General features: G+C 75.7%; 12 protein-coding genes. 4 read left to right on the plus strand and 8 right to left on the minus strand.

Going from position 1 to position 13,361, the window contains the following annotated elements; translation table 11 throughout:
- Positions 1-111: 111 nt before the first annotated feature.
- The gene (locus AB0P35_RS21010) at positions 112-1,068 is read right to left on the minus strand and encodes an LLM class flavin-dependent oxidoreductase (protein WP_363512605.1); all 957 of its coding nucleotides are present in this window, start codon (positions 1,066-1,068) and stop codon (positions 112-114) included.
- Positions 1,069-1,154: 86 nt separating this feature from the next.
- Here AB0P35_RS21010 and AB0P35_RS21015 point away from each other — a divergent pair, with 86 nt between their 5' ends.
- On the plus strand, positions 1,155-1,934 hold the full coding sequence (locus AB0P35_RS21015) for a helix-turn-helix transcriptional regulator (protein WP_363512607.1): 780 nt from the start codon (positions 1,155-1,157) through the stop codon (positions 1,932-1,934).
- Here the strand turns inward: AB0P35_RS21015 and AB0P35_RS21020 are convergent.
- The 6 genes from AB0P35_RS21020 to AB0P35_RS21045 all read right to left on the minus strand — a co-directional run bounded on the left by AB0P35_RS21020 (position 1,912) and on the right by AB0P35_RS21045 (position 7,589).
- A complete protein-coding gene (locus AB0P35_RS21020; RefSeq protein ID WP_363512609.1) occupies positions 1,912-3,222 on the minus strand; it encodes a DUF58 domain-containing protein in 1,311 nt (436 codons plus the stop codon). The two genes, AB0P35_RS21015 and AB0P35_RS21020, sit on opposite strands and share 23 nt — an antisense overlap.
- A 61-nt stretch (positions 3,223-3,283) precedes the next feature.
- Positions 3,284-4,204: a MoxR family ATPase gene (locus AB0P35_RS21025; RefSeq protein ID WP_363512749.1), complete on the minus strand. Its 921-nt coding sequence runs from the start codon at positions 4,202-4,204 to the stop codon at positions 3,284-3,286.
- Positions 4,205-4,305: 101 nt separating this feature from the next.
- The gene (locus tag AB0P35_RS21030; protein ID WP_363512611.1) at positions 4,306-5,568 is read right to left on the minus strand and encodes a DUF4350 domain-containing protein; all 1,263 of its coding nucleotides are present in this window, start codon (positions 5,566-5,568) and stop codon (positions 4,306-4,308) included.
- Positions 5,565-5,732 (minus strand): hypothetical protein, encoded by a 168-nt coding sequence (locus AB0P35_RS21035; RefSeq protein ID WP_363512613.1) that lies wholly within the window; start codon positions 5,730-5,732, stop codon positions 5,565-5,567. Before AB0P35_RS21035 ends, AB0P35_RS21030 begins: the two co-directional genes overlap by 4 nt.
- Positions 5,729-6,412: a DUF4129 domain-containing protein gene (locus AB0P35_RS21040; protein WP_363512615.1), complete on the minus strand. Its 684-nt coding sequence runs from the start codon at positions 6,410-6,412 to the stop codon at positions 5,729-5,731. Before AB0P35_RS21040 ends, AB0P35_RS21035 begins: the two co-directional genes overlap by 4 nt.
- 4 nt (positions 6,413-6,416) lie before the next feature.
- Entirely contained in the window at positions 6,417-7,589 is a 1,173-nt protein-coding gene (locus AB0P35_RS21045; RefSeq protein WP_363512617.1) for a hypothetical protein, read from the minus strand.
- A 285-nt stretch (positions 7,590-7,874) separates the two neighbouring features.
- Here AB0P35_RS21045 and mtrA point away from each other — a divergent pair, with 285 nt between their 5' ends.
- From mtrA to AB0P35_RS21060, 3 genes are all read left to right on the plus strand, one after another.
- Entirely contained in the window at positions 7,875-8,552 is a 678-nt protein-coding gene (gene mtrA / locus AB0P35_RS21050) for an MtrAB system response regulator MtrA (RefSeq protein ID WP_033821070.1), read from the plus strand.
- A 136-nt stretch (positions 8,553-8,688) separates the two neighbouring features.
- Positions 8,689-10,692: an MtrAB system histidine kinase MtrB gene (gene mtrB, locus AB0P35_RS21055; RefSeq protein ID WP_363512752.1), complete on the plus strand. Its 2,004-nt coding sequence runs from the start codon at positions 8,689-8,691 to the stop codon at positions 10,690-10,692.
- Positions 10,682-12,514 carry an LpqB family beta-propeller domain-containing protein gene (locus AB0P35_RS21060; RefSeq protein WP_363512619.1) on the plus strand — a complete coding sequence of 611 codons (1,833 nt, stop codon included), beginning with the start codon at positions 10,682-10,684 and terminating at the stop codon, positions 12,512-12,514. Before mtrB ends, AB0P35_RS21060 begins: the two co-directional genes overlap by 11 nt.
- Here the strand turns inward: AB0P35_RS21060 and AB0P35_RS21065 are convergent.
- On the minus strand, positions 12,502-13,224 hold the full coding sequence (locus AB0P35_RS21065; protein WP_363512621.1) for a phosphoribosyltransferase family protein: 723 nt from the start codon (positions 13,222-13,224) through the stop codon (positions 12,502-12,504). The genes AB0P35_RS21060 and AB0P35_RS21065 overlap by 13 nt on opposite strands.
- Positions 13,225-13,361: the final 137 nt, after the last annotated feature.

Here is a 13,361-nt window from a genome sequence, read left to right on the forward strand (position 1 = left end):
GTACTGCAGGGGGGACCCTGTGGGAGAGTAGGACGCCGCCGAACAATTCTTCTGAAGAAGCCCCGCCCGGGTTCCGGGCGGGGCTTCTTTGCGTTCACGGGCAGTCGGCGGTCAGTGGAGCAGGGACCGGATGACGGCGATGCGCTCCAGCTGGTCGTACTGCTGCTTGAGTGTCAGGCCGCCGAGGCGGAGGACGAGGTGGCGGGCGCCGACGTCGAGGTACCGACGGAGTCCGGCGGCGACTTCAGGGGCCGGGCCGGTGAGGACGGCCTGGATCTGCCGGAGTTCGTCGAGCGGGAGGCCGTAGGTGGCGCGGGTGTAGGCGTCCATGCGGGCGCGGGCCTCCGCGGGGTCGTCGTCGACGAGGACCGATACGAAGAGTGCGGGTGTGATGGCCTCCGGGCCCCGGCCGGCCTCACCGGCCGCGGCGTGTGCTGCGGTGAGTCCGGTGCGGTAGTCGGCGGGGTCCGGCGGGTAGGGCAGCCAGCCGTCGTACAGGCGGCCGGTGCGGGCGAGGGCCGCGGGGGTGGCGCCGCCCAGCCAGACGGGTGGGCCGCCGGGGGTGTGCGGACGGATCGAGGGCGGTACGTCATCGAGGTGGAGCAGGTCGCCCCGGAAGGAGAAGGGCTCGTCGGCGGTCCACAGGCGGCGCCACAGGGCGACCGTCTCGTCCAGGCGCCGGAAGCGGTCGGCCCAGGGCAGCTCGGAGAGCTCGTAGAGGGGCCGCCCGAACCGGCCGGGGAAGCCGGCGCCGACGGCGACCAGCAGGCGGCCGCCGGAGAGCAGGTCGAGCGAGGCCAGCGCGTGGCCGGCCTGGACCGGGCGGCGGAGGAAGGGCAGCAGGGCCCCGGTGCCGAGGGCTGTCCGCCGGGTGACGGCCGCCAGCGCCGAGAGCATCGTGAGGGTCTCGATCCGCGGCGTGAGCAGCGAGTCGTTGGCGAAGAGCGAGTCGTAGCCCAGCTCTTCGGCGCGGAGCGCGAAGGGGATCAGCTCGCGGGGGTCGGTGCCCTCGCCCCACTGGGCCTGTCCGGTCGGGAGGAGCACGCCGAGCCTGATGTCGTTCTGCATGCGCCCAGGTTCGCCCGCGGCGCGGAATCGCCTCAATTCCCTGCGGGGAATGGCGCGGTCGGGGTGGGACTGCGGAGACTCGGTGCATGGACTTCCCGCAGGCACTGCGCGAGCGTCGGGCACACCGGCATCTGAGCCAGCTCGACCTGGCTCTTCGGGCGGGTACCACCCAACGGCATGTCAGCTTCATGGAGAGCGGGCGTTCGGCGCCGGGCCGCGGCATGGTGCTGCGGCTCGCCGAGTCCCTGGAGCTGACGCTGCGCGAGAGCAATGCGCTGCTGCTGACGGCGGGTTATGCGCCGGAGTTCGGGGAGAGTGCCTTGGCGGCGCCCGATCTGGCGCCGGTGCGGGAGGCGCTCGACCATGTGTTGGCCGGTCATCTCCCGTATCCCGCCGTCGTGGTGGACCGGCACGGGAGCCTGGTGGCGGTGAACGCGGCCTTCCCGGTGCTGACCGAGGGCGCGGCGCCGGAGCTGTGCGCGCCCGGTGCCAATGTGTACCGGCTGGCGCTGCACCCGCGGGGGATGGCGCCGCGGATCGTCAATCTCTCCGAGTGGTCGCGGCACGTCCTGCTGCGGTTGGAGCGGCGGGCCGAGCAGAGTGGGGACGGGACGCTGGCCGCGTTGCGGCGGGAGCTCGGCGGGTACGTCCCGGCCGGTGTGCAGGGGGCGGAGCCGCTGGGGTTCGCGGTGCCGCTGCGGATCCGCTCCGGGGACGCCGAGCTGCGGTTGATCACCACGGTGACGACCTTCGCGACCGCCGTCGACGTGACGCTCGCCGAGCTGATGCTGGAGGCCTTCCTGCCGGCCGACGAGGAGACCGCCCGTCGGCTGCGGGAGGCCGTCAGAGCCGGCCGGCGGCCTTGAGGGCGAGGTAGGTGTCGGCGAGGGCCGGGGGCAGCGCTGCGGGCGGCGCGTCCAGCACGGTGACACCGTGCCTCGTGAGGCGTTCGGCGGTGCGGCGGCGGTCGGCGCGGGTCTGCTCGGCGGCGGCCGCGCCGTAGACGGCGTCCACGGTGCCGCGGCCCGCGGCCAGCTCGTCCAGCCGCGGGTCGGCGACGGAGGCCAGCACGACCTCGTGGCGCTTGGTGAGCAGCGGCAGCTGGGGGAGCAGCCCGTCCTCGGCGGCGCCCGCGTCCAGGCCGGTGAGCAGCACGATCAGGGAGCGGTGCGGGGCCGTCCGCAGGGCGGAGGCGGTGAGCGCGCGCAGGTCGGTCTCGACGAGTGCGGGCGCCAGGGTGGTCATGGCCTCGGTGAAGGCCGGCAGGACGTCGGCGGCGGAGCGGCCGACGACGGCGGCCCGGCGGACCCGGTCGTGGGCGAGCAGGTCGACCCGGTCGCCGGCCTTGGTGGCGAGTGCGGTGAGCAGCAGGGCGGCGTCGAGGGCGGCGTCCAGGCGGGGGGCGTCGCCGACGCGTCCGGCGGAGCCGCGGCCGGTGTCGAGGACGATCAGGATGTGCCGGTCGCGCTCGGGACGCCAGGTGCGGACGGCGACGGTGTTGCGGCGGGCGCTGGCCCGCCAGTCGATGGAGCGGACGTCGTCGCCGGGCAGGTACTCGCGCAGCGAGTCGAACTCGGTGCCCTGGCCGCGGGTCAGCACCGAGGTGCGGCCGTCGAGTTCGCGCAGTCGGGCGAGCCGGGAGGGCAGGTGCTTGCGGCTGGCGAACGGCGGCAGGGCGCGGACCGTCCACGGCACGTGGTGCCCGCCCTGTCGGCCCGCGAGGCCGAGCGGGCCGAGTGAACGGACCGTCACCCGGAGGGCGTGGTGGTCGCCCCGCCGGGTGGGGCCGAGGACGGTGGTGAGTCGGCGGCGCTCGCCGGCCGGGACGGTGACGGAGTGTCGGGAGTTCTCGAAGGAACTGCCGGGATGCCAGGCGGACGGCGCCCAGGCGTCCCTGACGAGGGCCCGCAGCGGCCTGCCGGAAGGGTTGGTGACGGTCAGTTCGACCTCGGCGGTGTCGCCGAGCCGGACCCTGGTGTCGCCGCCGCGCTCCAGCCGCAGGGTGCGGACGGGCGCGGCGAGGACCAGGTCGGCGGCGACGGCCAGCAGGAGCAGCAGGGTGACGGTGCCGATCCCCGCCCAGGAGGGGGCGACCAGGCCGACGGCGAGCGCGCCGAGCGCGGCAAGCAGGGCGGTGCGGCCGGTCAGGGCCATGGGCGGGGCTCCTCGGGGTGTGCGGGGGTGCGGTCCGGCGCGGGCCGGGCGCGGGCGGCGGTCAGCGCGGGGCGGGCGTCTGGGACAGCACGGCCTGGATGACCGAGTCGGCGGTGGTGCCCTCCATCTCGGCCTCGGCGCGGAGCTGGATGCGGTGCCGCAGGGTGGGCAGGGCGAGCGCCTTGACGTCGTCGGGGGTGACGTAGTCGCGGCCGGCCAACCAGGCCCAGGCACGGGAGGTGCCCAGCAGCGCGGTGGCGCCGCGCGGGGAGACGCCGATCGACAGCGACGGCGACTGCCGGGTGGCCCGGCACAGGTCGACGATGTACGCGAGCACCTCGGGCGCGACGGTGACCTTGGCGATCTCCGCGCGGGCGGCGGCCAGGTGGGCCGGTCCGGCGACCGGGCGGACCCCGGCGGCGGCCAGGTCGCGCGGGTCGAAGCCGGCCGCGTGCCGGGCGAGCACCTGGTACTCGTGGTCGCGGCTCGGCAGCGGCAGGACCAGCTTGAGCAGGAACCGGTCGAGCTGGGCCTCGGGCAGGGGGTAGGTGCCCTCGTACTCGACCGGGTTCTGGGTGGCGGCGACCAGGAAGGGCTCGGGCAGCGGGCGGGGCTCGCCGTCGACGGTGACCTGGCGCTCCTCCATGGCCTCCAGCAGCGAGGCCTGGGTCTTCGGCGGGGTGCGGTTGATCTCGTCCGCGAGCAGCAGGTTGGTGAAGACCGGGCCGGGCTGGAAGGAGAACTCGGCGGTGCGGGCGTCGTAGACCAGGGAGCCGGTGACGTCGCCCGGCATCAGGTCGGGGGTGAACTGGATGCGCTTGGTCTCCAGGCTGAGCGCCATGGACAGGGTGCGGACCAGCAGGGTCTTGGCGACACCCGGGACGCCCTCCAGCAGGACGTGCCCGCCGCAGAGCAGGGCGACGACCAGACCGGTGACGGCGGCGTCCTGGCCGACGACGGCCTTGCCGATCTCGTCGCGCAGCGCGGTGAGCGCGGTGCGGGTGTCGACCGGGCCGGGGGTCGGTGCGGCGTCGGCGGCCCCGCCGGTCTTGGTGAGGGTCGTGCTGGCAGCGGGCTGCTCGGTCACGGCTGTCGTACCTGCCTTTCCAGGGCGTCGAGGTCGTCGGAGAGCCGCAGCAGCGCGGCGTCGTCGGTGGGCGGCCCGCCGTACAGCAGCGCGTCCAGGTCTGCGGACGGGCGGCCGAGGCGGCCCGCGGCGGCCGCGCAGAGGGCGGCCCGGTCGGGCTCGCCGGCTAGGGCCGGGACACCGAGCACGGGGGCGAGCCGGTGCCGGGCGGCACGGCGCAGGGCGTCCGCGGCGTGCCCGCGGGCGTTCGCCCTGCGGTAGAGGCGGGCGCGGCCCTCGGTGGTCTCGGCGGCGCGGACCACCACCGGCAGGTCCTCGGAGACCACCGGGCCGAGCCGGCGGGCCCGCCAGACGGCGGCGAGGGCGGCGGCGACCGCCAGCTGCAGGGTGGCCCAGCGCCAGCCGTCCGGGACGTGGTCGAGCAGGCTGCGGCGGTCGGCGGCGGCCGGGGCGCCGTCGCCCGTGTAGTCCGGCAGGTACCAGACCAGGTGCGGGCGGGAGCCGAGCAGACCGAGGGCGAGCGAGGCGTTGCCGTCCTTGGCGAGGCGCTCGTTGGTGAGCGGCCGGTCGGTGCCGAGGACGGTGGTCTGCCGGCCGGCGGCATCGGTGTGCAGGACCACGGTGGGCCGACCGTGCCGCGGGTAGCAGCCGGTGTCGCCGGGGGCCGGGAGGTAGAGCAGGCCGCCGAGTTCGGCGCTGCCCGCCCTGGTCGCCTCGGGCAGGTCGCAGGCGGACGCGGTGGACTGGTCGGCGGCGTAGTCGGGTAGGCCGTCGGCGGCGGTCGCGGTGTGCAGGCCCGCGGCGAGGGCGTCGAGCTGGGCGTCGTCCGGGGCGAGCAGAACGAGCCGGCTGTCGTCGCCGCGGCGGGCGGCCGCCAGCCGGTCCAGGGCGTCCGGGTCGAGCAGGTACGGGTCGGGCAGCACCACGGTGGTGTCGGAGGCGCCGAGCGCGGCCGCGAGTTCGGCTTCGCCGGCGGCGGTGCGCACGGTGACGCCCTGCCGCTCCAGCAGGCGGACGAGGGCGCGGGCGCCGTTCGGATCGGGCGAGCGCGGGTCGAGTGGCGGCCAGGTGCTGCTGCCGCCCAGGCCGCCGACGAGCAGGCCGACCAGCACGAGGACGGCGGCGGCCAGCAGATACCAGCGGGCGCGGCGCCAGCGGCGGCGCAGCGGCACGGCGAGGCTGGTCTTTGGGACGTCCACGGGCTCGGCCGCGGCCTGCGGCACGGTGACGGGGGCGGGCGCGGGTGGTGCGGTGGTCATGCGGCGGCTCCGCCGGTCGGGGCGGGCACGGGGCGGGTCGCGCCCGGGGTGCGGTCGAGGGCGAGCAGGCCCTCGTGGGCGACCCCGTCCCGTACAGGGGCGGCGGTGAGCCGGAATCGGCGGGCCGGTCGGCCGGAGCCGGGTGCGGGCGGTGGGGTCGTCATGCGGCGGCTCCGCCGGTCGGGACGAGCACGGGCCGGGTCGCGCCCAGGGTGCGGTCGAGGGCGAGCAGGCCCTCGTAGGCGGCCCGGTCGGCGGTGCGGTCGCCGTACGCGACGTCGTCGAAGGTGCGGGCGGCGGCGGTGAGGGCGGCGGCGTGGTCGGGCAGGGCGCGGCCGGCCTCCGCGGCGGCCTCGTCGGCGGTGCGGCCGGGGCGGACGTCGAGCACCGTCCGCTCCTCCAGGGCGCGGACCAGGGCGCGCATCTGCTCGCGGACGGCCTGCGGCCAGTCCCCGGCAGCGGCGCGGGCGGCGGCCTCGGCCCGGTGCTGCTCGGCGGTGCGCGGGCCGCGGTGCGCGAACAGCGCCGCGGTGGTGCGGGCCTCGCGGCGGGGCGCGCCGAGCCGCCACCAGACGGCGGCGACCACTACGACGGCCAGCAGCACGGCCAGTACCGCGCCGGTGCTGCCGCCCGCCATCGACTCGCCGACCTTGCCGAACAGCCGGCCGATCTGCTCGTCCAGCCAGCTCATGGCGCGCTGCACCAGGCTGGGGTCGTGCCGGTGGTAGGCCGGATTGAGCAGTTCGTCGCGGGCGGCGTCCCGGGCCGGCCCGCGCGGGACGGTGACCGGTGCGCCGTCCGCCAGGACGCGCGGCAGCGCGCCCCTCGCCCCCCAGTGCGGCATCGGCTCAGACCCCGGGGTGAGTCGGCTGCCCGGACCAGCCGGCGGAGCCGTACTCGGGCAGGCCCGCGGCGCGGGCGAGTTCGATGTCGAGGGCCTCGCGGCGGATCCGCTGGTCGATGTAGAGCAGCACGTTGACGGCCGCGCCGAGCGGGATGGTGAACGTGGCGACGATGGTGCCGCCGATCGCGACGATCAGCAGGCCGAGCGGCGGCAGGGTCGCCGCCACCGGGCTGTCGGCGCTGCCCGTGAAGTCGCCGGACACCGCCAGCGCGGCCAGCGTGAACGGCATCAGGACCATGCTGGAGGCGATGCCCATCAGGACCCGGGTCAGCAGGTTGATGCCGAACAGCCGCCACCACGAGCCGCGCACCAGCCGCCGGGAGCGGGCCATCGCGGCGAACACGCCCTGCCGCTCCAGGACGAGGGCGGGTGCGGCGAGGCTGAGCCCGATCGCCAGCCAGAGCGCCAGCGGCAGCGCCGCGAGTGCCAGGATCGCGCCGAGGCCGAGCATCGTCTCGTTCAGATCGTCGACCACTCCGGCCACCAGCAGCGCGATCCCGGGGACGAACGGCGCGGCGATGATCAGGCCGGTCAGCAGTGTCAGGCCGGTCAGCGCGGCGAGCCGCGGCCGGGCCGTCCGCCAGGCCTCCGACAGGGCCACCGGCTGTCCCAGGACGGCCTTGCTCACCACCATGGTCAGCATGCCGATCGCGACGACGCCGAGCAGGACCTCGAGCGGGAACGGCGCGAGCATCGCCACGATCTCCGTGACGTCGCCGGACCGCTCGTAGGCCCACCACTGGCCGAGGGCCTGCAGCAGCTGCTCCAGGGCGGCCAGGCCGAGCGACAGGCCGAGCGCGGTGCGCCAGTGCCTGCGCACGGTGGTGACCGCGCCGTCGAGGATCTCTCCGACGCCGAGCGGGCGCAGCGGGATGATGCCGGGCTTGGGGCTCATCGGCGCACCCCAACCGCCGTAGGAGCCGGGACCGGCACCGTACTGGCCGGTACCGCCGCCACTCTGGCCCTGGTGGGGAATGCTGCCGTACGCTCCGCCGTACGGACCGGGACCGCCCGCGGCGTCGCCGACGGCGCCGGACGGTGGTCCGGCCGGCGGCCGGACGTCGTCACGGGGCGGTTCGGGCGAACCGGGCGAGGCCCAGCCCGGGGTGTCGGTCATCAAGGCTCCTTGTCCTGTGCTCCGCGGGCTTCGTGGCCCCGGGCCCGGACGTCCGGGTCGGCCGGACCGGGTACGGCGTACGGCCGGAAGTCGCTGTTGCGCCGCCCATCGTGCCATGGTGGCGCCGACGGCCCCAGGGGTATCCCGTTGCTGATCGACAACGGACGGCGCGGGCGGCCCAGGTCGGCCGTCCTGCGGTGTTCCGCGCGGTCGCGCGGCATGCAGGCCGGCGCCCCGGGCCGGACTGTGGGGCAGGTCACAATCGGGTAATGAGAAGATGGAGTCATGAAGGGACGCGTTCTCGTCGTCGATGACGACACCGCACTGGCCGAGATGCTCGGCATCGTGCTGCGTGGTGAGGGTTTTGAACCGTTTTTCGTCGCCGACGGGGACAAGGCACTAGCCGCGTTCCGGGAGACCAAGCCCGACCTCGTGCTGCTCGATCTGATGCTGCCGGGCAGGGACGGCATCGACGTCTGCCGCCAGATCCGCGCCGAGTCCGGCATCCCGATCGTGATGCTGACCGCGAAGACGGACACGGTGGACATCGTGGTCGGCCTGGAGTCCGGGGCCGACGACTACGTCACCAAGCCGTTCAAGCCCAAGGAACTGGTGGCCCGGGTGCGCGCGCGGCTGCGCCGCGCCGAGGAGCCCACCCCCGAGCAGCTGACCATCGGCGATCTGGTGATCGACGTGGCCGGCCACTCGGTGAAGCGGGACGGCCGGGGCATCCCGCTGACCCCGCTGGAGTTCGACCTGCTGGTCGCGCTCGCCCGCAAGCCCTGGCAGGTCTTCACCCGCGAGGTCCTGCTGGAGCAGGTCTGGGGCTACCGGCACGCCGCCGACACCCGTCTGGTGAACGTGCACGTCCAGCGACTGCGCTCCAAGATCGAGAAGGACCCGGAGCGTCCGGAGATCGTGGTGACCGTGCGCGGCGTCGGCTACAAGGCGGGGCCCAGCTGACGTGGGGCGGTACGAGGCTGACGACTCCCCGTCGGGCACCGCTGCCGGCGGGGAGGCTGCTGTGCGCGGAGACGTGCTGAGTTCGACGACGGAGGGCCGGCGGCGCCGCCGCGGCCCGGCCGCCTTCTGCGCCCAGGTGATCCGTCAGCTCCGGCGGCCGGTGCGACGGCTGGTCGCGCTGTACCGCCGCTCCATCCAGCTGCGCGTGGTCGCCGCCACGCTGATGCTCTCCGTCGTCGTCGTGCTGGTGCTCGGCGTGGTCGTGGTCGCCCAGGTGCGCACCGGCCTGCTCGACACCAAGAAGCACGCGGCGCAGGGCCAGGCGCTGGGCGGCTTCCAGATCGAGCAGGACAAGATCAACGAGGCCATCAACCTGCAGGCCAAGGCCGGCAGCACCGGCAGCGACCCCTCACGGGACGAGGTCGGCACCTGGCTGATCAAGCAGGTCTCCGACCTCGCCAGCGGCGGCACCGGCGTCTACTCGGTGATCGCCCTGGTGCCCTCCACCGGCCAGCAGGAGAGCGCCCCCAGCGCCGCCCTGCGCGGCGCCTGGTACTCCGGCAACATCGTCCCGGACTCGATCAGCCAGGACCTCCGCGACGAGGTCGCCGCCGAGCCCGGCACCCCGCACCAGCAGACCACCGAGATCCAGCGCTCCACCGACGACGGCAGCCCCTCGTACAACGAGCCCGGCCTGGTCATCGGCAAGCAGTTCACCGGGCCGGACGGCACGCCGTACCAGCTCTACTACGTCTTCTCCTTCGGCCAGGAGACCAAGACCCTCGGCCTGGTCACCGGCACCCTGGCGACCGCGGGCGTCTTCGTGGTCATCCTGCTCGGCGGCATCGCCTGGCTGGTCGTCCGCCAGGTCGTGACGCCGGTGCGGATGGCCGCCGGGATCTCCGCGCGGCTCGCCGCCGGCCACCTCGAGGAGCGGATGAAGGTCACCGGCACCGACGACATCGCCCGCCTCGGAGAGTCGTTCAACCGGATGGCCAACGCCCTGCAGACGCAGATCCGGCAGCTCGAGGAGCTCTCCAGGGTCCAGCGCCGCTTCGTCTCCGACGTCTCGCACGAGCTGCGCACCCCGCTCACCACCGTGCGGATGGCCGCCGACCTCATCTACGACAGCCGCGACGACCTCGACCCGATGGCCGCGCGCTCCGCCGAACTGCTGCAGGACCAGCTGGACCGCTTCGAGTCGCTGCTCGCCGACCTGCTGGAGATCAGCCGGTTCGACGCCGGCGCCGCGATCCTCGACGCCGAGCCCGTCGACCTGCGCGACATCGTGACCAGGGTGGTCGAGGCCGCCGACCCGCTGGCCCGGGCCAAGGGCAGCGCGGTGATCGTCCGCGGTGCGGAGAAGCCGGTCGTCGCCGAGGTCGACTCCCGCCGGATCGAGCGCATCCTGCGCAACCTCGTGGTCAACGCGCTGGAGCACGGCGAGGGCCGCGACGTCGTCGTCCGGCTCGGCACCGGCGAGGGCGCGGTCGCGGTCGGCGTCCGCGACTACGGCATCGGCCTCAAGCCGGGCGAGGCCTCCCGGGTCTTCCACCGGTTCTGGCGCGCCGACCCGTCCCGGGTGCGCACCACCGGCGGTACCGGCCTCGGCCTGTCCATCGCCGTCGAGGACGCCCACCTGCACGGCGGCTGGCTCCAGGCCTGGGGCGAGCCCGGCGGCGGCTCGCACTTCCGGCTCACCCTGCCGCGCACCCGCGGCGGCGAGATCGCCCGGGCCCCGTTCCGGCTGGAGCCGGAGGACTCCCGGCACAACCGCGGCCTGGCCTCGCCCGGCGCCCCCTACCGGCGGGCCGTCCGCCCCGGCGGCGCGACCGCGCTGGCCGCGGCCGACCCCGCCGTGGAACAGGACAGCCCGGAGACGCCCGAGCCCACCCAGGCCGGCTTCGGCAGCGGCCTCGGCGGCGTCCTCTCGCTCGGCCCCGGTCTGGGCCGCCCGCAGGCCGCCCCGGTCGCCGACCCCTCGGACGTCCGAACCGTGGCCGCGGGGTACGGTGCCACCGGGGCCCAGGTCGTCGTCGACTGCGGGTCCGGACGGCCGACCCTCCCGCCGCAGGACAGCCCGGACAACGCCGACACCCGGAGGCCGCAGCGTGCGAAGGACGACCAGCGTGAGGGCTGACCTGCGCTCCGCCCGGGCGGTCTGCGCAGGCCTCGCCGTCCTGCTCGCCGCGGGCTGCGCCGCGATGCCCGCGGACGGCCCGCCCGAGCGGGTCGAGATCCCGCAGGGCTCCGGCGCGGAGAACCTGCAGGTCCGGGTCTTCCCGGTGCCCCCGCACAAGGGCGAGCAGCCGCAGGACCTGCTGGCCGGCTTCCTGGCCGCGTCCAACGCGGACGAGGCCAAGGACTACGAGACCGCGCTCAAGTACCTGACCGCCGCGGCCGGCAAACGCTGGAACCCGCAGGCCGGCGTCGCCGTGCTCACCGCCACCCCGCACCGCGACCAGACGGTGGCCTCCGCCGAGACCACCACGATCACGGTGAGCGGCAGCAAGGTCGCCGAGCTCGACGACGACCACTCGTACCGGGTCGTCTCCGACGACGGGTACCGGCAGCAGTTCACCTTCGTGAAGGAGGCCGAGGGCCCGGACAAGGGCGAGTGGCGGATCGACCGCCTCCCGGACGGCCTGATCGTCGACCAGACGAACTTCCGCAACTCCTACCGGGCCGTCCACCGCTACTTCTACGTCTCCTCCGACCCCTCGGCGGATGGCGCCTCGCCGCCGGTGATGGTGCCGGACCCGATCTTCCTGCGCCGCCGCACCGACCCGCTGACCGCCGCCGCCAAGGCGCTCGCCTCCGGCCCCTCGCCGTGGCTCGCCCCGGCCGTCTACTCGGCCTTCGCCGGCGTGCACATCCAGGGCGCGGTGACGGTCAACGACAGCCGGGCCGCCGAGGTGCGGGTCGACGTCGCCGACTTCGGCGGCCGGCAGAGCACCTGCAAGCAGATGGCCACCCAGCTCTTCCACACCCTGGCCGACCAGCAGGGCAAGGCCCAGCTGGACCGGGTCGACCTGTCCGGCGCCAAGGGCGGCTGCTCGGTGTCGGCCGCCGAGGCCGCCGACTCCGCGCCCGGCCGCCTGGCCGGATCCGCCGGGGCCGCGCAGTACTACCAGCTCGACACCGGCCAGCTGCTGCTCCTCCAGGGCGACGGGCCGGGCAAGCCGGTGGCCGGGCCGCTCGGCCAGGCCGCCCAGCCGAAGATCGGCGAGGTCGCCGTCCGCCGGGACGGCTCCGGTGCCGCCGCGATCGGCGCCGACGGGCACTCCCTCTACGTGACGGGCTTCGGCGAGGGCGACAAGCTCGGCGACCCGGTGGTCACCAGCCGCGCCCCGCAGTCCGGCCAGGGCCTCGCCTCGCCCAGCTGGGACGGCCGGCAGAACCTCTGGGTGGTCGACCGCGACCCGGCCGCGTCGCAGGTCTACATGGTGCGCGACCGCAAGGCCGTCGCCGCCCAGGTCGACGGCCTCGCCGACCGCACCGTCCAGGACGCGCGGATCTCCTCCGACGGCACCCGGATCGCCCTGGTGCTCAAGGACGGCTCGGGCCGGCGCTCGCTGCAGATCGGCCTGGTGGTGCACGACGGCACCGCCGACGCGCCGCGGGTCCGGGTCTCCGGGCTGCGGCCGGTCGCCCCGCTGCTGACCGACGTCGCCTCGGTCTCCTGGGCGGACACCGACCAGCTGCTGGTGCTCGGCAAGGAGCAGGGCAAGCTCCAGCTGCTGAACTACGTGGGCACCGACGGCTCGCAGTCCGTCGACTCCCCGCTGCAGGGCGGCGAGTCGATGACCACGGTGTCCTCCTCGGAGAGCCGGGCCGGGGAGAGCGTGCCACCCGTCCTCGCCTACTCCAGCGACCACCGGATCTTCCGGCTGCAGGGCAACCAGTGGCGGGAGATCGCGCTGCAGGGGCACCCGGCCGCCTCGTTCGGCTACCCGGGCTGACCGGCCCGCCGGGGCACCGCCGCCACCGTGGCCGCGGCGCACGGCGGGCAGCCGGCGGCCCGCAGGGCCCGCGCGGCCTCGGCGAGGCTCGCCCCGGTCGTCACCAGGTCGTCGACCAGCACCACCGCCCGGCCGCGCAGCGGCGCGGCCCGGCGCGGCGGCACCGCCAGCGCGCCGTGCAGATTGCGCCGCCGGTCGGCCGCCGACAGGCCCGCCTGGTCGGCCACCGGCCGGGCGTGCCGCAGGACCGGGGCGACCCGGGCCGCCCGCCCCGACCGGCGCAGCTCACGGGCCGCCGCCCGGGCCAGGCGCAGCATCGGATCGTGGCCGCGGGCCCGGACCGCCCGGCGCGCGGAGGGCACCGGCACCAGCAGGAGTGCGCCCGGTACGCCGGGGGCGCCCTGCGCGGAGGCGGAGCGCACGGCGGCGGCGAGCGCCCACCCGAGCGGCCGCGCGAGCCGCAGGGCGCCGCGCTCCTTGTGGGCGATCAGCAGACTCCGGACCCGCCCGCCGTAGGGCGCGGCCGCGTACAGCGACGGCAGGCCCTCCGCCGGTCGGCGCCCGCAGGGAGCGGCGGCGACCCGGGCCAACTCGGCCCGGCAGCCCGGGCACAGCTGGCCGCCGGCGCCGCCGCAGCCCGCGCAGCGGGTCGGCAGCAGGAGGTCGAGCAGGCCGGTGTCGAGGAGGCCTGCGGTGAACGGCGCGGTCACGGGCGCCTCCCGGGGCGCGCGGGGCACGAACGACGTGCACGAATGGGACATCCGGCCCGTAAGGGAGTGCCGTGCGGACTCTTGCCGGGCCGCGGACTGGGCCATACGGTGGGCGACCCGGCGCGTGTTGTCCAGCT

The organism is Kitasatospora sp. NPDC085879 (assembly GCF_040686255.1).
Taxonomy (GTDB): Bacteria; Actinomycetota; Actinomycetes; order Streptomycetales; family Streptomycetaceae; genus Kitasatospora.

Coding starts and splice junctions, on each gene's coding strand:
- AB0P35_RS21010 (WP_363512605.1), bottom strand. CDS start 1,068: ATGCAGAACGACATCAGGCTCGGCGTGCTCCTCCCGACCGGACAGGCC.
- AB0P35_RS21015 (WP_363512607.1), top strand. CDS start 1,155: ATGGACTTCCCGCAGGCACTGCGCGAGCGTCGGGCACACCGGCATCTG.
- AB0P35_RS21020 (WP_363512609.1), bottom strand. CDS start 3,222: ATGGCCCTGACCGGCCGCACCGCCCTGCTTGCCGCGCTCGGCGCGCTC.
- AB0P35_RS21030 (WP_363512611.1), bottom strand. CDS start 5,568: ATGACCACCGCACCACCCGCGCCCGCCCCCGTCACCGTGCCGCAGGCC.
- AB0P35_RS21035 (WP_363512613.1), bottom strand. CDS start 5,732: ATGACGACCCCACCGCCCGCACCCGGCTCCGGCCGACCGGCCCGCCGA.
- AB0P35_RS21040 (WP_363512615.1), bottom strand. CDS start 6,412: ATGCCGCACTGGGGGGCGAGGGGCGCGCTGCCGCGCGTCCTGGCGGAC.
- AB0P35_RS21045 (WP_363512617.1), bottom strand. CDS start 7,589: ATGACCGACACCCCGGGCTGGGCCTCGCCCGGTTCGCCCGAACCGCCC.
- mtrA (WP_033821070.1), top strand. CDS start 7,875: ATGAAGGGACGCGTTCTCGTCGTCGATGACGACACCGCACTGGCCGAG.